3 protein-coding genes and 1 pseudogene are annotated in these 20,484 nt (G+C 72.5%); 1 reads left to right on the top strand and 3 read right to left on the bottom strand.

Features of this window, described 5'->3' with window-relative positions; genetic code table 11:
* The 3 genes and pseudogenes from ACZ7LS_RS35730 to ACZ7LS_RS35720 form a co-directional block, all read right to left on the bottom strand.
* Positions 1-5,427, bottom strand: a pseudogene (locus ACZ7LS_RS35730) (SDR family NAD(P)-dependent oxidoreductase); the annotation flags it as partial.
* Positions 5,428-5,544: 117 nt separating this feature from the next.
* Positions 5,545-19,341, bottom strand: a complete 13,797-nt coding sequence (locus ACZ7LS_RS35725) for an SDR family NAD(P)-dependent oxidoreductase (RefSeq protein WP_385134770.1) — start codon at positions 19,339-19,341, stop codon at positions 5,545-5,547.
* A gap of 109 nt (positions 19,342-19,450) precedes the next feature.
* On the bottom strand, positions 19,451-19,987 hold the full coding sequence (locus ACZ7LS_RS35720; protein WP_382673477.1) for a flavin reductase family protein: 537 nt from the start codon (positions 19,985-19,987) through the stop codon (positions 19,451-19,453).
* A 272-nt stretch (positions 19,988-20,259) separates the two neighbouring features.
* On the opposite strand from ACZ7LS_RS35720, the gene ACZ7LS_RS35715 reads away from it, so the two are divergent.
* Positions 20,260-20,484 (top strand): hypothetical protein (locus tag ACZ7LS_RS35715; protein WP_382673480.1); only part of this gene is annotated, 225 nt, incomplete at its 3' end.

Genomic DNA, 20,484 nt, shown 5'->3' with positions numbered 1-20,484 from the left:
TCAGGGGCGGCCGAGTTCGTTGTCGATGAAGCTGAAGATCTCGTCGACCGACGCGTCCGCGAGTACGTCGGCCGCGTCCTCGGCGGGTCGCCCGCCGTCCACCGCGCCGCCGTCCTCCAGGCGGGACAGCAGTGCGCGCAGCCGCGCCGTGACATCGGCGTGGTCCGGGGTGTCGTCGCCGAGAGTCGCCAACAGCCCTTCCAGAAGACCCAGTTGGACCAGGAAGGTCTGCCGCGTGTCCGGGGCCTGTGGAGTGAGTCGTTCGGTGAGCAGCGCGGTGAGGGCCGCCGGGGTCGGGTGGTCGAAGACGAGGGTGGGTGGCAGCACGAGCCCAGTGGCGGCACCGAGCCGGTTGCGTAGTTCCACGGCGGTCAGTGAGTCGAACCCCAGCTCCTGGAAAGCGCGTTGGGGTGAGATACCGGCGGGGTCGGTGCGGCCGAGCACCGCCGCCACCTCGCTCTGGACCAGGGACAGCAGCAGCTGCTCCCGTTCGGACTCGCCGAGCGCGGCGAGCCGCTCGGAGAGCCCGGCCGTCGCGGAGTCCGGACTGACGGCGGTCGACCGGGCGCGCCGGACGGTGGATCCCGCCAACTCGCCCAGCACAGCCGGTACATGATCCTGGGCACGGAGGGCGGCGAGGCCGAGTGGTACGGCGACGAGTGCGGCCCGGCCATCCGCCGTCGCCCGGTCGAAGAGCGCACGCCCCTCCCGCGGCCCGATCGGCCGGAAGCCGTCACGGGCCAGGCGCCCGAGGTCCTTCTCGGTCAGTCCGGCGTTGATGCCGCCCGGCTGCCACACGCCCCAGGCGATGGACGTCGCCGCGAGCCCCCGGGCACGGCGATGAGCGGCGAGTCCGTCCAGGAAGGCGTTGGCGGCCGCGTAGTTGGCCTGGCCGGGGCCACCGAGGACACCGACGGTGGCGGAGAACAGCACGAAAGCCGTCAGCTCCCGCTCCCGGGTCAGTTCGTGCAGATACCAGGCCACGTCCGCCTTCGCCCGCAGCACGTCGGTCAGCCGGTCCGGTGTGAGGGTGGGAAGCAGCCCGTTGTCGAGGACCCCGGCGGTGTGTACCACGCCGGTCAGCGGGTGTTCCGCGGGGATCGTCGCGAGGAGCGCGGCGAGTGCGTCGCGATCGGCCACGTCACAGGCGGCGACCGTCACCTGGGCACCGAGGGAACGCAGCTCATCCGTCAACTCCGCCGCGCCCTCGGCCTTTTCGCCGGAACGCGAGACGAGCAGCAGCCGGGTGACCCCGTGCTCGGCCACCAGATGGCGCGAGAACTCGGTGCCCAGCGTGCCCGTTCCCCCGGTGACCAGGACGGTGCCCGCGCGGTCCCAGACGGTCGCCGCGCTGTTCCCCGTGGCATGCCGCAGACGTGGCACCAGCACGCCACCGCCGCGGACCGCCGCTTCCGGCTCACCCGAGCGGACCAGGAGCGCGAGCTGATCCCGTAGATCGAGGGGGGCCGTGTCGGTGTCGACGAGGACGATCCGGTCCGGGTGCTCCGACCGCGCGGACCGCAGGAGACCGTGCACGGCGGCGCCGGCCAGGTCCGTGACGTCCTCGCCGTCATGGACGGCGAGCGCGCCTGACGTCGCCACCACCAGCGGGGTGTTGCCGAGCCGCTCGTCGTCCAGCCATGCCTTCACAAGGTCCAGGGCGCGTCCGGCAGCCACGTGCACGGCCTCGGCCGAGGCGGCCGGAGCGGTGGGCCAGGGCAGCAGTACGGCGTCGATGCCGGTACCGGCGGCGACGGCCCTCGCGACCGAGGAGACATCCGCGAACCGGTCCGTGCCGGGGGCCTCCGGATCGAGGACCGCCCAGGCCACCTGGCCTCCCTTGGCCGGCAACCGCGCGGACTGCCACGCCAGGTGGAAGAGAGCGTCGCCGCCGGTACTGTCCGAGACGGGCGCGAACCGCTGCGCGGGCACCTCGCTGAACTCGACCGACTCGACGGAGGCGACAGGCGTGCCGTCGCCGTCGGCGAGCCGCAACGCCCACGCACTCTCCCTGGTGGGCGTGGCCCAGGCCCGGACGGCCGTCGCGCCGGACGCGTACAACCGGATGCCTCTCCACCGTACGGGCACGGCCACGGAGTCCTCGCCCACGGCCCGGGGGGCGGGTAACACAGCGTCGAGCAGCTCCGGGTGCAGCCCGTACAGGCTGGCCTCCGCGAGCAGTTCGCCGGACAGCCGCGCCTCGGCGGGCGCGCCGGCCGCCTCGGCCCCGGGCGCCCCCGCACCGTCCTCAGTCAGGATCGACCCCTCGGCATGCAGGGTCCACGGCGCCTCCGGCACGTCCGGTACATCCAGCGCCTCCGGCCGTGCGTACAGCGAGAAGCGGCGCCCGCCGGAGTCACCGGACGGCCCGGTGAACCGGAGCTGAAGCTCCACCTCGCCCTGCTCGGGAAGGACGAGCGGATCCCGGACGTCGAGGTCCGCCACCACCGGCCTGCCGAGGAGACGCCCGGCGGACAGCGCGAGTTCCACCAGGGCCGCGGCGGGCAGTACCGGGGTACCGAGTATCAGATGCCTGGCGAGCCACGGGAAGGCGCCCAGCGAGAGACGGCCGCTGAACAGCACGTCGTCGGTCCCCGCCACCGTCATCGGCCCGCCGAGGACCGGATGCCCCCACGCGTTCCGCGACGCTCCGGAAGGCAGCGCCTTGAGCCAGTAGGACTGACGTTGGAAGGCGTAGGTGGGGAGTGGGATGTGTTGTGTGGTGGTTGTGGTGTTGTGGGTGGCCCAGTTGATGGGGGTGCTGTGGGTGTGGAGTTGGGCGAGTGTGGTGGTGAGGGTGTGGGGTTCGGGTTGGTCGCGGCGGAGGAGTGCGAGTGGTTGTGTGATGGTGTCGGTGAGGTGTGGTGTGAGGGTGGCGTCGCCGATTTCGAGGGTGGTGGTCACCCCGAGGGCGGTGAGGGTTTGTGCGGCGTGGTGGAAGCGGACGGTGTTGCGGAGCTGGTTGGTCCAGTAGTCGGCGGTTGTGAGGTCGTCGCCGGTGGCGGCCAGCCCGGTGAGGGTGGAGACGATGGGGATGGTCGGTGGGTGGTAGGTGAGTTGGGCCGCGATGGTGTGGAATTCGTCGAGGATGCCGTCCATGTGGGGGGAGTGGAAGGCGTGGCTGACGGCGAGGGTCTTGGTCTTGTGGCCCTGTTCCTGGAAGCGGGTGGCGATGGCGTGGGCTGCCTGTGTGTCGCCTGAGATGACGAGGGCCTGGGGGGTGTTGATGGCGGCGATGGTGACGTTGGCGGTGAGGTGGGGGCGTATCTGCTCTTCGGTGGCCTGGACGGCGATCATGGCGCCGGTGGCGGGGAGCGATTGCATGAGGCGCGCGCGGGCGGTGACGAGGGTGGAGGCGTCTTCGAGGGTGAGGACGCCGGCGATGTGTGCGGCGCTGATCTCGCCGATCGAGTGCCCGGTCAGGTGGCCGGGAGTGATGCCGAAGGATTCGATGAGGCGGTAGAGGGCGACGTGGAGGGCGAAGAGGGCCGGTTGTGTGTAGGCGGTCTGATCGAGGCCCTCACCGGTTTCGATGACCTCTTCTATCGGCCGGTCGAGGTGTTTGTTGAGGGCTGCTGTAACGGTGTCGAAGGCGTCGGCGAATGCGGGGTAGGTGGTGTGGAGTTCGTGTCCCATGCCGGTGCGTTGTGAGCCTTGGCCGGGGAAGATGAGGGCGAGATGGCCGGTGGTGGGTTGTCCGGTGGTGAGGTGGGGTGTGTGGGTGTGGGTGTGGGTGTGGGCGGTGGGGTTGTGGAGTTCGGTGAGGGTTTTGAGTCCGGTGAGGAGTTCGGTGGTGGTGTTGCCGGTGATGACGGCGCGGTGGTCGAGGGTGGCGCGGGTGGTGGCGAGGGTGTATCCGATGTCGTGGGGGGAGAGGGTGGGGTGGGTGGTGAGGTGTTCGTGGAGTCGTTGCGCCTGGGCCCGCAGCGCGTCGGGAGTCTTGCCCGAGATCGGCCAGGCGATCACCGCGGACCGCGTAGCCGCCTCCGGCCCCTCAGGACCGCCCGGCCCCTCCGGCCCCTCGGCGGAAGGTACCTTCTCCTCGACGGCCTGCTCGATGATCACATGCGCGTTGGTGCCGCCGAACCCGAACGACGAGACGGCGGCTCGCCGCGGCCGGCCGGTGGCGGGCCACGGCCGTGCCTCGGTGAGCAGTTCCACCGCCCCCGACGTCCAGTCGACATGAGGCGAGGGCTCATCGGCGTGGAGCGTCTGGGGGAGCACCCCATGGTGCATGGCCTGCACCATCTTGATGACGCCGCCGACCCCCGCCGCGGCCTGGGCATGAGCGATGTTGGATTTGAGGGAGCCGAGGTGGAGGGGGTGGTCGGTGGGTCGGTTGTGGCCGTAGGTGTTGAGGAGTGCCTGTGCTTCGATGGGGTCGCCGAGGCGGGTGCCGGTGCCGTGTGCTTCGACGGCGTCGATGTCGTGCGGGGTGAGGCCGGCGTCTGCGAGGGCTTGGCGGATGACGCGTTCTTGGGACGGCCCGTTGGGGGCGGTGAGCCCGTTGGAGGCGCCGTCCTGGTTGACGGCGGAGCCGCGAAGTGCGGCCAGTACGTGGTGCCCGTTGCGGCGGGCATCGGACAGCCGCTCCACCAGCAGCAGACCGACCCCCTCGGCCCAGCCCGTGCCGTCCGCTTCGGCCGAGAACGACTTGCTGCGCCCGTCGGGCGCGAGCCCGCGCAGCCGGGAGAACTCGGTGAACGCCACCGGTGTGGACATCACGGTGGCGCCGCCCGCCAGGGCGAGATCGCACTCCCCCCGGCGCAGCGCACCGGCCGCCAGGTGCAGCGCCACGAGGGAGGACGAGCAGGCGGTGTCGATCGACACCGCCGGGCCTTCGAGGCCGAAGGTGTAGGAGAGCCGGCCGGCCGCGATCGACCCCGCGCTGCCACTGAACAGATAGCCCTCGAAGCCCTCGGGCGGCAGATGCGCCCGCGAGCCGTAGTCGTTGTACATGACGCCGGTGAACACGCCAGTACGGCTGCCCTTGACGGAGAGCGGGGACAGACCGGCCCGCTCGAACGCCTCCCAGGCGGTTTCGAGCAGCAGCCGCTGCTGCGGATCGGCGGCGAGCGCCTCCCGGGGCGACATGCCGAACAGCTCGGGATCGAAGAGGTCCGCGTCGTGCAGGAAGCCGCCTTCGCGGGAGTACGACGTCCCGGGGCGTTCCGGGTCCGGGTCGTACAGCCGCTCCAGGTCCCAGCCGCGATTGCCGGGGAACGCGGATACCGCGTCGGTTCCCTCGGCCACAAGCCGCCACAGGTCCTCCGGGGAGGCCACGCCACCGGGGTAGCGGCAGGCCATGGCGACGATGGCGATGGGTTCGTGTGCCTTCTCCTCCACCTCGTGCAGGCGCTTGCGGGCTTCCCTGGCGTCGGCGATGGCCCGCTTGAGGTAGTCGCGGAGTTGCGCCTCGTCAGCCACGTGAATTCAGCTCCTGGGGATCGGTGTGGGCACGTGCCTCGGTGGGGTTCGCTTCGGTGGGATGCACCGCGCACGACGTGTGCAGGGTGATCGTGTGCCTGGCGCTGATCGCGTTCATCAGTCGAGCTCGTCGACGAGGGCGAAGAGTTCCTCGTCGCTCGCGGTGTCGAGGTCCGGGCCGCTGTCGGCCGGGCCGGCCGGCCCGGCCGAGCCCGTCGGACCGGTCGCGGCCTCGGCCGCCTTGAGCAGCTCCCGCAGCCGTCCGGCGATCCGGTCGCGCGCCTCGGTGTCCGGCCCGGCGGCCTCGATGGCCGACTCGATCGCCGACTCGACGCCGGCGAGCGAGGCGAGCACCGGCTCGGCGGGTGAGACGTCCTCGACGACCAGCTCGCCGAGCAGATGGGCGGCCAGGGCCTGCGGCGAGGGATGGTCGAAGATGAGCGTGGTCGGCAGCCGCAGCCCCGTCGCCCGGTTCAGCTGATTGCGCAGTTCGACCGCCGTCAATGAGTCGAATCCCAGCTCCTGGAAGGCACGGTCGGGTTCGACGCCGCTCGGGTCGGAGTGCCCGAGCACGGTCGCCACCCGGCCCCGTACGAGGTCGGTCAGGGTGCGTTTCCGCTCGACGGGGCCGAGCCCGGCGAGCCGCTTGGCGAGCGGGACCTCGTCGCCGGCACGCTCCGCGATCGCGGCCCGCTGCCGGACCGGACCCACCAACGAGCGCAGGATCGAGGGGAGTTCGGCACCACGGGCCCGCATGGCGGCGGTGTCGAGCCTGCTGACGGCGAGGACCGCCTCGCCGGTGGCGGGCGCCGAGTCGAACAGGGCCATGCCGTCCTCGGTGGACAGCGGCAGCAGGCCGGCCTTGGCGAGCCGGCGCAGATCCGTCCCGCCGAGGTCACCGGAGATGGCGCTGGACTCGGCCCACAGGCCCCAGCCCAGGGAGACGGCGGGCAGGCCGTGTGCACGGCGGTGTGCGGCGAGGGCGTCCAGGAACGTGTTGCCCGCCGCGTAGTTGGCCTGGCCCGCGGTGCCGATGAGGCCGGCCACCGAGGAGTACAGGACGAAGGCGGTGAGCCCCATGTCCCGGGTGAGTTCATGCAGATGCCAGGCCGCGTCGGTCTTGGGCCGCATGACCTTGTCGACCTGCTCGTCGGTGAGCCGGCCGGCGACCCCGTCGTCCAGGACGCCCGCCGTGTGCACCACGGCCGTCAGCGGGTGTTCGTCCGGGATGGCGTCGAGTGCCCACACCAAGGACTGACGATCCGTCACATCGCAGGCGGCCACGGTCACATCGGCCCCCAGGGCGCCCAGCTCGCTGTGCAGCTCCGCGGCCCCCGGGGCGTCCATTCCGCGCCTGCTGAGCAGGAGCAGCCTTCGTGCGCCGTGCTCGGTCACCAGATGACGGGCGAGGACGGAGCCCAGGGTGCCGGTCGCACCGGTGACCAGCACGGTGCCCTGGTCCCAGCGTGGCGCCGGGGCATCGGTTCCGCTGTCGGCGCGGGCCAGTCGCGGTGCCAGCAGAGTGCCGCCGCGGACCGCGACCTGCGGCTCACCGCTGGCGATCGCGGAGGCCAGCGCCTCGGCGCCGTCGTCCGGACCGAGGTCGACGAGGGTGAACCGGCCGGGGTTCTCGGTCTGCGCGGACCTGATCAGACCCCAGACTCCCGCCTGCGCCAGGTCGGTGACGTCCTCGGCGCCGGCCGCCACCCCGCCCCGGGTGACGACGACGAGGTTCGACTCGGCGAGCCGTTCGTCGGCGAGCCAGGCCCGTACGGACCGGAGGGTCCGCCGCACCACGGCACGGGCGCGCTCGGGCAGCGTCGCCGTCTCGTCCCCGCCGCCCCGCCCGGCGGTGGGCAGCAGCACGATCCTCGGCACCGTCGCGTCCGCCGGCACGGCCGGCCCGGCGTGGCGTGGGGCACCGGGCGCCAGATCCACATCGGCCGAATCGAGCACCGGGTCGAGTTCCGGATCAAGTACGGCCCAACCGGACGTCTCCGTAGGGGCGTTGACGGCGCTGACGGCGCCCACCTCGGTCCAGGCGACCCGGAACAGGCCGTCCCCCGCGGTGTTCGCGGCCCTGCGCAGTGCCTCCTTCGACAGCGGGCGCAGCAGCAGCGAATCGGCCGCGGCGACCGGGGCACCGCTTCCGTCCATGATGGTGAGCCCGGCCTCCAGGGAACCGTCACCCGGTTCCGTCAGCGCCAGCCGCACGCGGAGCGCGGTCGCCCCCGACGCGTACAGACTCACTCCCGACCAGGCGAACGGCAGCCATGAGCGGCCTCCCTCCCCGGCGACGCCGGGCAGCAGCGCGTGCAGTGCCGCGTCGAAGAGCGCGGGATGGAGCCCGAACGCACCGGCCTCCCCGCCCTGTCGCGCGCCGAGCGCGACCTCGGCGTACACCGCGCCGGAGTCCTTCCAGACCCGGCGCAGGCACTGGAAGGCGGGCCCGTACGCGTAGCCCAGCTCGGCCAGCCGGTCGTAGACGCCGTCCAGGTCCGCTTCGGTGGCACCGGTCGGCGGCCAGGCCGCGATGGTCTCGGGGACCGTGGCGCCCTTGGTGAGCAGGCCCTCGGCGTGCAGGGTCCACGCCGGGGCGGCGCCCTCGTGATCGGGCCGTGCGTACACGGAGACCGGCCGCGCGTCGTCGCCGTCCGCCTCCCCGACCACCACCTGGAGCTGTACGCCGCCGCGCGCGGGGAGCACCAGGGGCGCCGCGAGCGTCAGTTCGGCGACTCGGTGACAGCCCACCCGCTCGCCCGCGTGGAACGCCAGCTCAAGGAGAGCTGTCGCGGGCAGCAGCGCCGAACCGTGCACGGCGTGGTCCGCCAGCCACGGATGGCTGCCGAGCGAGACGCGCCCGGTGAACAGATACGCGTCGCGGTCCGCGGGCCTGACGGCGGCGCCGAGCAGCGGATGCCCTGCGGCGGACAGACCGAAGTCCGTCGCGTCACCCGCGACCGCCGGACCCTCCAGCCAGTAACGGCCGTGCTGGAAGGCGTAACCGGGCAGGTCCGTCCGGCGTCCCCCCGGGTAGAGCGCGGACCAGTCGGCGTCCGCGCCCCGCGCCAGCGCGACTCCGAGGGCGGTGGCGACCGTGACGGGTTCCGGCCGGCCGGCGCGCAGCAGCGGTACGAGCGAGCCCGGCTCCTCGGCGAGGCACTCACCGGCCATCGCGGTCAGCACCCCGTCCGGGCCCAGCTCCACGTACTCGGTGACACCCTGGGCCTCCAGGCAGCGGATGCCGTCGTGGAAGCGGACGGCCGCCCGGATGTGGGTGGCCCAGTAGTCGGGTGAGGTGAGCTGCTCGACGGTGGCGAGCGCCCCGGTGACGTTGGAGACCACCGGGATCCTCGGAGCGTGGTAGGTCAGTCCGGCCGCGAGGGCGCGGAACTCGTCGAGGACCTCGTCCATGTGCGGCGAGTGGAAGGCGTGGCTCACGGGCAGACGCCTGGTCTTGCGGCCCCGCGCGCGCCAGTGCGCGGCGATCTCGTCGACGAGGTTCGCGTCGCCCGAGATCACGGTCGCCCGGGGCCCGTTGACCCCCGCGACGGCGACGGCCCGGGGGTCGTAGCCCGCCAGTACCTCCGTCACCTCGTCCTCGCCTGCCTGCAGCGCGGCCATCGCGCCGCCCTCGCGGGCCGCCTGCATGAGCCGGCCGCGCTCGGCGACCAGGACGCAGGCGTCGGCGAGGTCGAACACCCCGGCCAGATGCGCGGCGGTGACCTCGCCGATGGAGTGGCCGAGCAGTACGTCCGGGGTCAGACCGTAGTGCCCGGCGAGCCGGAACAGAGCGACCTCGACGGCGAACAACGCGCCCTGGGTGAAGGCGGTCTGGTCGATGAGGGCCGCGTCCGCCGAGTCGCGGCGGGCGAACAGGACGCTCTTCACCGGCCGGAGCAGTTCGGTGTCCAACTGCTCGCACACCGTGTCGAGCGCCGACGCGAACACCGTTGACGACGCGTACAGTTCACGGCCCATGCCGAGCCGCTGGCTGCCCTGTCCGGTGAACAGGAACGCCGTACGGCCGCGTCGGCCCCCGGTGGTCCGTACGACCGCCGGCGACTGCTCGCCCCGGGCCAGCGCTTCGAGCCCGGCCAGCAGTTCGGTGCGGTCGGCGCCGACAACGGCGGCGCGCCGCTCCAGCCGGGCCCGGGTGGTGGCGAGGGAGAAGCCGACGTCGACAGGGCGCGGCGCGGGATCGGCGGTCAGCAGCCCGTACAGACCGCGCGCCTGGTCGCGCAGCGCGCCCTCGTCCCGCGCGGTCAGAAGGAGGGGCGGTATGCCGGGGGTGTCCTCCGCCGGTTCGGCGACCTCTTCGGCCTGTTGGTCCGGTGCCTGCTCCAGAATGACGTGCGCGTTCGTGCCGCTGATGCCGAAGGACGACACCCCGGCGCGGGCCGGCCGTCCGGTGACGGGCCAGGGGGTCGCGTCGGTGAGCAACTCCACCGCGCCCGTGTCCCAGTCGATGTGCGGCGACGGGTTCTCGGCGTGCAGGGTCCTGGGCAGTACCCGGTGGCGCATCGCCTCGATCATCTTGATGACTCCGCCGACCCCCGCCGCGGCCTGGGCATGGCCGATGTTCGACTTCAGCGAGCCGAGATACAGCGGCCGGCCGGCGGGCCGGTCCCGGCCGTAGGCGGCGATGAGTGCCTGCGCCTCGATCGGGTCGCCGAGGCTGGTGCCCGTGCCGTGCGCCTCGACCGCGTCGATGTCGGCGGGGGAGAGCCCCGCGGCGGCGAGCGCCTGACGGATCACCCGCTCCTGGGACGGGCCGTTGGGCGCGGTGAGTCCGTTGGAGGCGCCGTCCTGGTTGACGGCGGTGCCGCGCACCACGGCCAGGATCCGGCGGCCGTTGCGGAGCGCGTCGGAGAGCCGCTCCACCATGAGCAGACCGACGCCCTCGGCCCAGCCGGTACCCCCCGCGTCGGCGGAGAAGGACCGGCAGCGGCCGTCCTCGGAGAGTCCGCGCTGCCGGGAGAACTCGACGAAGGTGTTGGGTCCCGACATCACGGTCACACCACCCGCGAGCGCCAGGTCGCACTCTCCCTGCCGCAGCGCGTTCGCCGCCAGGTGCAGCGCCACCAGCGACGACGAGCAGGCGGTGTCGACCGTGACCGCCGGTCCCTCCAGGCCGTACGTGTACGACAGGCGCCCGGACACCACGCTGGAGAGGTTGCCCGCGAGCAGGAAACCCTCGAACTCCTCGGGGCTCCTGGCCAGCCGGGACGCGTAGTCGTCGTACATCGCGCCGGTGAACACACCGGTGCTGGTGCCGCGCAGCACCGCCGGGTCGAGACCCGCGCTCTCGAACGTCTCCCAGGCGGTCTCCAGCAGCAGCCGCTGCTGCGGATCGGTGGCGGTCGCCTCGCGCGGCGACATCCCGAAGAACGCCGGGTCGAACTGGTCGGCGTCGTACAGGAATCCGCCGTGCCGGGTGTAGGAGGTACGGAGGTGGTCCGGATCCGGGTCGTACAGGGCGTCCAGGTCCCAGCCCCGGTTGGTGGGGAACTCGCCGATGGCGTCGGTGCCTTCGGCCACGAGACGCCACAGATCGGCCGGTGAGCGAACCCCGCCAGGGAAGCGGCAGGCCATTCCGACGATCGCGATCGGCTCGTCCGCGGCACCCCGGCGGACCGGCGCGGCGGGCCCGGCCGACTCGGTGCCTGACACCCGCGACAGCAGATGGGCGGCGAGCGCCGCGGGCGACGGATGGTCGAAGACCGTGGTCGTGGGCAGCCGCAGACCGGTCGTGGCGTTCAGCCGGTTGCGCAGCTCGACACTGGCGAGCGAGTCGAACCCGGCCTCCTTGAAGGCACGTTCGGGCTCCACCCGGTCCGCGCTCGTGTGACCGAGTACCCCGGCGACGACCGTACGCACCAGGTCGAGTACGGCGCCCGCGCGGTCCCGCTCCGGCAGGCCCGCGATCTGCCGGGTCCAGGAGCCCTCGGCGGCGACGGAGTCCTCGGTGGCGCGTGCCGTGCGCCGCCGTCTGACCAGGCCGCGCAAGGTCGCGGGCAGGTCGGCGGCGCCGCTCAGCCTGGACGGGACGAGCCGCGCCGGTACGGCGAGAGCGGTCCCGCCCGCCAGCGCCGCGTCGAACAGCGCGAGACCGGTGGCCGGGTCGAGCGGGGTGACGCCGGCCCTGGTCCACCGGGCGAGATCGGCTCGGCCGAGCCGGGCGCCCATCCCGTGCGTGCTGTCCCACAGGCCCCAGGCCAGCGAGATCCCCGTCAGGCCCTGGGCACGGCGGTGCGCCGCCAGTGCGTCCACGTAGGTATTGGCGGCGGCGTAGTTGGCCTGGCCCGCGGTGCCGAGGATGCCGGACACCGAGGAGAACAGCACGAAGGCGGCCAGCTTCTGATTCAGCGTCAGTTCGTGCAGATGCCAGGCCGCGTCCACCTTGGGGCGCAGCACCGTGTCCAACCGCTCCACGGTGAGCGACTCCACGGTGGCGTCGTCGAGCACGCCCGCCGTATGGACCACCGCCGTCAGCGGGTGTGCGGCCGGGATGCCGGCCAGTACGTCCGCGAGCGCCCCGCGATCCGTCACGTCACAGGCGACGACGGTGACCGTGGCGCCCAACTCCGCCAGTTTCGCTCGCAGTTCGGCGGCGCCCGGAGCGTCCGGGCCACGACGGCTGGTCACCAGCAGCTGCCGTGCTCCATGGGCGGTGACCACATGGCGGGCGAAGAGCCCGCCGAGTCCTCCGACGCCGCCCGTGATCAGGACGGTCCCGTCGGGGTCGAGCGCGGGCGCCCCGGCCGGGGCATCGACGTGCTCCCGTACGAGCCGGGGCACCCGCAGTCCGGTGCCTCGAACCGCGATCTGCGGCTCGCCCGAGGCGACGGCGGCGGTCAGCAGGGAGCCGTCGAGATCGAGGTCGACGAGACCGATGCGGCCGGGATGTTCGGACTGAACGGACCTGATCAGACCCCACACCGTCGACGCCGCGAGACCGTGGATCTCCTCGCCCGGCAGCACACCGATTGCCCGCGTGGTGACGAACACGAGCCGGGAGTCCGCGAACCGCTCATCTCCCAGCCAGAGCTGAGAGAGCGTCAGAGCGCGCCCTGCCGTCTCGTGAGCCGCCGACGGGGAGTGCGAAGCTCCCTCGTCGAGGCGTACGACCAGCACATCGGCGTCGTACGCGCCGGGCAGCCGGTCCTCCGACAGCTCGGCGATGCGCGGGGCCGGGACGTCCACGGGGCCGACGACGGGCCAGTCGACCCGGAACAGCGCGTCGGTATGCCGCCCGGCCGGCGCGATCGCGTCCTTGGCGATGGGCCGCAGGGCGAGGGAGTCGACGGTGGCGACCGGCGCGCCGGTGCTGTCGGCGAGGTGGAGGGCGACCGTTCCGGAGCCCGACTCGGTGATACGGACCCGCAGGGCGGTCGCGCCCGCGGCGTGCAGCGTGACGCCGCTCCAGGCGAACGGCAGCTGGATCCGGCCGGGTTCGCCGGGGTCCGCGCTGTTCAGGACGAGCGGGTGCAGGACGGAGTCGAGGAGCGCCGGATGCATGCCGAACCGCGCGGCGCTCTCGCGCTGATCGCCGGGCAGCGCGACCTCCGCATACGTGACGCCGTCGCCCTGCCACACGGCGCGGACGCCCTGGAAGGCCGGGCCGTACTCGTATCCCAGGCCGGCGAGCCGCTCGTAGAGATCCGTGACGGGCCGGGCCACCGCGTCGGTGGGCGGCCACTGACGCAGCCCCTCGCCCTCGCCCGCCGGGACGGCGCCGAGCGCGCCGGAGACATGCCGGGTCCAGGGCTGAAGGTCGTCTTCCCCGGTGTCGGGCCGGGAGTGGACGGTGAACGAGCGCAGACCCGCGGCGTCCGGCGGCGCGACCGCCACCTGCACACGGACGGCGCCCCGATCGGGCAGGGGGAGGGGTGCCTCCAGAGTGAGTTCCGCGAGCTGTCCCGCGCCCGCCAGTTCGCCTGCGGCCAGGGCCAGTTCGAGGAAGCCGGTGGCGGGGACGAGCACCGTTCCGCTGATGCTGTGATCGGCCAGCCACGGGTGGCTCCGTAACGAGAGACGACTGGTGGACACCAGCTCCTCGCGGTCGGCGAGCTCGACCGACGTGGCGAGCAGCGGATGCCGCGCCGGATCGAGACCGAGACTGCGAGCGTCCGTACGGGCTTCGGGCGTCAGCCAGTAGTGCTCGTGCTGGAAGGCGTACGTGGGCAGATCCACGAGCCGGGCGCCCGGAACAGGCCCGGAACCGGGAACGCGCCCGGAACCGGGAACGCGCCCGGAACCGGGACCGCCCCCGGCACCGGGACCGCCCCCCGAATCCGGAACGCCCCCGGAATCCGGAACGCTCCCCGCGCCCGGAAACAGCGACGCCAGGTCGACTCGTGCGCCCGCCGTATGGGCCCGCGCCAGCCCCGCCAGCAGGGTGGCGTCCTCGGCGTGGTCCGCGCGCAGCAGAGCCACTGCGGTGGCGTCCGAAGAGGCGGAGACGCTTGTCATGGCGGTCAGGACGGCGTCCGGACCCACCTCGACGAACACCGTGACACCCGCACTCTCCTCCAGCGCCCGCGTGGCGTCGGCGAACCGCACGGCCTCGCGGATCTGGCGCACCCAGTAGTCGGCGGTCATCAGGTCGTCGCCGCTGGCGGCCAGCCCGGTCACGGTGGAGACCACGGGAATCGTCGGCGCGTGGTAGGTGAGCCCGGCCGCGACGGCGCGGAACTCGTCGAGGATCCCGTCCATGTGCGGCGAGTGGAAGGCATGGCTGACCTGAAGCTCACGCGTCTTGTGCCCGCGCTCCCCCCAGAGCGCCCCGACCTCCTCCGCGGACTCCCTGTCACCTGAGATCACCACCGCCGAGGGCCCGTTGACCGCGGCCACGGCCAGCCGGCCGGCGTACGGTCCGAGCGTGCGGAGCACCTCCTCCTCCGCCGCCTGGATCGCGATCATCGCGCCACCCGGGCGGGCCGCCTGCATCAGCCGGCCACGTGCGGCGACCAGCGCGGCGGCGTCCGCCAGCGGGAACACACCGGCGACGTGCGCGGCCGCCAGCTCGCCGATGGAGTGCCCGGCCACCGCGTCCGGCCGCAGACCGTGGTGCTCCAGGAGCCGGTACAGCGCGACCTCAAGGGCGAACAGGGCGGGCTGGGTGTAGCGGGTCTCGTGCAGCACACTGTCCCGCGGCGCGAACATCACCTCACGCAGCGGTCTGTCCAGATACGGGTCGAGCGCGGCGCAGACCTCGTCGAGCGCGGCCGCGAACTCCGGCCTGCTCCCGTACAGTTCACGCCCCATTGCGGCGCGCTGCGCGCCCTGGCCGGTGAACAGGAACGCGGTACGTCCGGCCCGCGCGGCGCTGCCGGTCAGCACGCCGGGGGAAGCCTCGCCCCGGGCGAGCGCGTCGAGCCCCGCGAGCAGCTCCCCGGCGGAGGCACCGGTCACGACGGCCCGCTCGTCCCAGGTGGCGCGGGTGGTGGCGAGCGAGAGCCCGACGTCCGCCGGGCGCAGCTCGGGACGCTCGGTCAGATGGCGGTGCAGCCGCCGGGCCTGGGCCCGGAGACCGGCCGCGTCACGGGCGGACAGCGGCCACAGCACACTGCCCGGGTGCTCCACCGCCGCGGTGGGTTCGGCGGGCTCCGCCTGCTCGACGATGACATGGGCGTTGGTGCCGCTGATGCCGAAGGAGGAGACGGCGGCACGGCGCGGTCGTCCCGTGGCGGGCCAGGGGCGGGCCTCGGTGAGCAGCTCCAGCGCGCCCGACTCCCAGTCCACGTGCGGCGTGGGCGTACGCACATGCAGGGTCCTGGGCAGCACACCGTGCCGGATCGCCTGGACCATCTTGATGACGCCGCCGACACCGGCCGCGGCCTGGGCGTGCCCGATGTTCGACTTCAGCGAGCCGAGGAACGCGGGCTCCCGGCCGTCACGACCGGAGCCGTACGTGGCGATCAGCGCCTCCGCCTCGATCGGGTCGCCGAGCCGCGTACCGGTGCCGTGCGCCTCGACCGCGTCGACGTCGGCGGGGCCGAGCCGGGCGTCGGCGAGAGCCTGCCGGATCACCCGCTGCTGCGCGGGCCCGTTCGGGGCGGTCAGCCCGTTGGACGCGCCGTCCTGGTTGACGGCGGAACCACGCAGCACCGCGAGTACCGGGTGCCCGTTGCGGCGCGCGTCGGACAACCTCTCCACCAGAAGCAGGCCGACACCCTCGGCCCACGACGTACCGTCCGCGTCGGCGGAGAACGACTTGCTGCGGCCGTCCCCGGCGAGCCCCCGCTGCCGCGAGAACTCGACGAACATGCCGGGCGCGGACATCACGGTGACCCCGCCCGCGAGCGCGAGCGTCGTCTCGCCCTGGCGCAGCGAACGGATCGCCATGTGCAGGGCCACCAGCGACGAGGAGCAGGCCGTGTCCACGGTGAGGGCCGGCCCGACAAGGCCCAGCTGGTAGGCGATCCGGCCGGACATGACACTGCTGGTGCTACCGGTGAGCAGATGCCCCTCGACGCTGGGCGGCGCGTCGTGCAGCCGCGGCCCGTAGTCCAGAGCGGTCGCGCCGACGAAGACGCCGGTGCGGCTGCCGCCCAGACTGAGCGGGTCGATACCGGCCCGCTCGACCGCCTCCCAGGCCGTCTCCAGGAGCAGGCGCTGCTGCGGGTCCATGGCGAGCGCCTCACGAGGCGAGATGCCGAAGAGCCCCGCGTCGAACAGCGCGGCATCGTGCAGGAAGCCGCCCTCGCGCACGGAACTCTTGCCGGAGCGCTCAGGATCCTGGTCGTACAGATCCTCGTCCCAGCCGCGATCGCCGGGGAACCCGGAGATCGCGTCGCGCTCCTCCGCGATCAGCTTCCACAGCTCCTCGGGCGAGGTGACGCCGCCCGGGTAGCGGCAGGCCATCCCGACGATGGCGATGGGCTCGTCGTCATGAACCGCGACCGCGGTCTGTTCGTCGGCGACCGCCGAGCCGAGGAGTCCGGCCTCGGTGTACGCGATCAGCGCGGCCGGCGTGGGGTGGTCGAAGAGCAGCCCGCTGGGCAGCGGCAGACCGGTGGCGGTGCTCAGCTGATCGCGCAACTCGACCGCCATCAGCGAGTCGAAACCGAGCGATGTGAACGGCAGCCGAGGATCGACGCGCTGCCCGGGGGAGTAGCCGAGGACCGCGGCGATGTGCGCGGTCACCAGGTCGGATACGGCGCGGGTGCGTTCCGCGCCCGGCGGCGCGGCCGACCGCGCCCCGAAGTCGCCGTGCGGTACGGCGGCGACGGCCGGCTCCGCCACGTCGGAGAGGGCGGCACGGGGAGCGGGCCGGCCACCGAGCCAGTGGGTCCGGCGCTGGAACGGGTAGGTCGGGAGGGCCGTGCGCGCCGCGGCGGGAGGGGTGATGGCGTGCCAGTCGAGGTGCGCCCCGCGGGTGTGGAGGGTGGCGAGCGCGGTGAGGAGGGAGTGCGGTTCGTCGTGGTTCTTGCGGAGGGCGGGGACGGCGGTGGCGTGGGTGTCGGTGAGGAGCGGGGTGAGGGTGGCGTCGGGGCCGATTTCGAGGGTGGTGGTCACCCCCAGGGCGGTGAGGGTTTGTGCGGCGCGGTGGAAGCGGACGGTGTAGCGGAGCTGGTTGGTCCAGTAGTCGGCGGTTGTGAGGTCGTCGCCGGTGGCGGCCAGCCCGGTGAGGGTGGAGACGATGGGGATCGTCGGTGGGTGGTAGGTGAGTTGGGCCGCGACGGTGTGGAATTCGTCGAGGATGCCGTCCATGTGGGGGGAGTGGAAGGCGTGGCTGACGGCGAGGGTCTTGGTCTTGTGGCCCTGTTCCTGGAAGCGGGCGGCGATGGCATGGGCTGCCTGTGTGTCACCCGAGATGACGAGGGCCTGGGGGGTGTTGATGGCGGCGATGGTGACGTTGGCGGTGAGGTGGGGGCGTATCTGCTCTTCGGTGGCCTGAACGGCGATCATGGCGCCGGTGGCGGGGAGCGATTGCATGAGGCGCGCGCGGGCCGTGACCAGAGTGGAGGCGTCTTCGAGGGTGAGGACGCCGGCGAGGTGCGCGGCGCTGATCTCGCCGATCGAGTGCCCGGTCAGGTGGCCGGGAGTGATGCCGAAGGATTCGATGAGGCGGTAGAGGGCGACGTGGAGGGCGAAGAGGGCCGGTTGTGTGTAGGCGGTCTGATCGAGGCCCTCACCGGTTTCGATGACCTCTTCTATCGGCCGGTCGAGGTGCGCGCTCAGAGCCGCCGCCACGGTGTCGAAGGCATCGGCGAACACAGGGAAGGCGGCACGCAGTTCACGCCCCATCCCGACCCGCTGCGAGCCCTGGCCCGAGAAGGCGAAAGCGAGTCCGCCGTCGTCGACCGCGCCCGCGACCACACCCTGTGCGGGCAGTCCCGAGGCCAGCGCGCCGAGACCCGCGCGCAGCGCGTCCCGTCCGTCGCCGAGCACCACAGCCCGGTGCTCGAAGGCGGTACGGGTCGTCAGGAGCGACCAGGCCACATCGGCGGGGTCGGCGCCGGTCACCGCGTCTGAGCTGCCCAGCCTGGCGGCCTGAGCCCGCAGCGCGTCCGGGCTCCGGCCGGAGATCACCCAGGGGACCAGACCGTGCGCGCCGGTGTCCTCGCGAGGGGTCTCCGCCAGGGGCTCACGGGCAGGGGCCTCGGTGACCACGACATGCGCGTTGGTGCCGCCCATGCCGAACGAGCTGACACCGGCCACCAGTTGACGGTCGGGGTGCGGCCAGCCCGTGAGTTCGCGCACCACCGACAGCCCTAGCTCGTCCAGCGGGATCGCGGGATTGGGCTTCTCGAAGTGGAGGCTGGCGGGTATCTCCCGACGGCTGACGCTCAGGAGCGCCTTCAGCAGGCCGACCATGCCCGCCGCGCCCTCCAGATGCCCGACGTTCGTCTTCGCCGAGCCGACCAGCAGCGGGTCGCCACCGCGCGCGGCACCGAGCACCGTGCCCAGCGCGGCCGCCTCGATGGGGTCGCCCACCGGCGTCCCGGTGCCGTGCAGTTCGACGTACTGGACCTCACGCGGGTCGATGCCCGCCCGCTGGTACGCCTCGCGCAGCAACAACCGCTGCGCCTCGCCGCTGGGAACGGTCAGACCGGGCGTGGCACCGTCGTTGTTGACCGCGCTGCCGCGGATGACACCGTAGATCCGGTCGCCGTCCTCAAGGGCCTGGGCGAGAGGCTTGAGCACGACGACACCCCCGCCCTCGCCGCGTACGAAACCATTGGCGCGGGCGTCGAAGGTGTAGGAGACGCCGTCCGGCGACAGGCCGCCGAACCGCTCCTCGGTGAGCGCGCTCTCGCTCAGGATGTTGAGGTTGACACCCGCGGCGATCGACATGGACGACTCGCCGGAACGCAACGACTCGCACGCCAGGTGCACGGCCACCAGCGACGACGACTGGGCGGCGTCGACCGTCAGGCTCGGTCCGCGCAGCCCCAGGTGGTAGGAGACCCGGTTCGCGATGACGCCGCGGTTGACACCGGTCATGGTGTGCTGGGTGATCACGGGAGCGCCGTGCTGCCCCACCAGGCTCTCGTAGTCGTCGCGGAGCGTGCCCACGAACACCGAGGTCCGGGACTCCCGCAGGACGGCGGGAAGGACACCGGCGTCCTCCAACGCCTCCCAGGCCAGTTCGAGCACCAGACGCTGCTGCGGGTCCATGGCGGCCGCCTCACGCGGCGAGATCCCGAAGAAGGCGGCGTCGAACTCCCTTATGCCGTCGAGGAATCCGCCCCTGCGTACCCCGGCCCGAGCGGGCGGCTCCGCCGTCTCCCACCGGTCGGCCGGTACCTCGGTGATGGCATCGGTGCCCTCGCGCAGCAGCTGCCAGAACGAGGCGGGATCCGGGGCCATCGGGAGCCGACAGGACATTCCGATGACAGCGACGGCCTTCTTGTCTCCGTGCGGCGTCCGGTTCCCCGCGGAATTACGGTTACTCGACTTCACGCTCGGCTGCCCTTCCCTCGCCGTTTTCCCGACGGCCCGATGAATCACAGTGGTCTGAATGGAGTTCCGTTGGTTCCCCGGCGGCTGCCGGCGTCAGGCGTGCGCTCGGTCAAGCGCCGCGTGCCGGGGCCCGCTGGAACGCGCCCCGGAAGAACAGCAGTCCGTCCTGCGGACCGCCGTGACCGGATTCGAGCACCCGGCTGATGAAGACGGAGTGGTCGCCCGAGTCGTACGCGTCGGTCAGCTCGCACTCCAGCCAGGCGAGGGCGCCCGACAGCAACGGGGCGCCGGTGCGTGTCCCGGGCGTCCAGTCGATCCCCGCGAACTGCGCCGCTCCCAAAGGGCGTTTCTTGTCCGCGAAGAACCGGGCGAGGTCCTCCTGCTCCGCCCCCAGGACGGAGACGCCGAAGCGTCCCGCCGCGGTGATGGCCTTGTGCATCACCGCGTCGTGGGCGACGCAGCACAGCACGGACGGCGGGTCGAGGGACACGGACGTGAACGCGTTCGCGGTCATTCCGTGCGGGTGATCGCCACCGGTGGACAGCACCGTGACACCCGTGGCGAACCGCGCCATCACGTCCCTCAGCGGAGCCGGCGCGGCGCCGGGCACCCGCTGCGCGGTCACGTCGGTCGGTACAGAGTTCATGCCGCACCCTCCACATAATTCATTGTGTGGGAACCTACGGGAGCGCATGGAACGGACCGGGCATCGCCGAGTAATTGTCCACTCAATACGCCCTGGTTGGGGTCGGTGACCGAGGGTTCTGAGGAATGGCACCGTTTCTTCCGGTGATCGTGAGAGCGAACTCATGGCCGGGTAACTGGAAACTCTCTTCCGCGTAGCGCGCCGAATGGCATGCCGGTGATCGGCCGATAGGCGACCCCGCTTAGCCTCTTTTCCGGTGGCCGGTTCAGTGAATGCGTCAGGAATTCCCCGTACCCGTTCCTTATCGAGGAGCCAACGTGCGCAAGGTGTCGATCGCCGGCCGCGGCGAGAGCGCTGCCCGTGTCACCAGGGCGGCCGGGACCCGTCGAGTCAGCCGGGTGGTCATCCGTTTCGCGGGTGACTCGGGTGATGGGATGCAGCTGACGGGTGACCGGTTCACGTCGGAGACGGCGTCGTTCGGGAATGATCTGTCGACG

The organism is Streptomyces sp. NPDC039430 (assembly GCF_055639435.1).
This window is presented reverse-complemented; position numbering and strand designations above follow the sequence as displayed.

Bases quoted from the DNA above. Each gene is read 5' to 3' on its own strand.
- ACZ7LS_RS35720 (WP_382673477.1), bottom strand. From the start codon at position 19,987: ATGAACTCTGTACCGACCGACGTGACCGCGCAGCGGGTGCCCGGCGCC.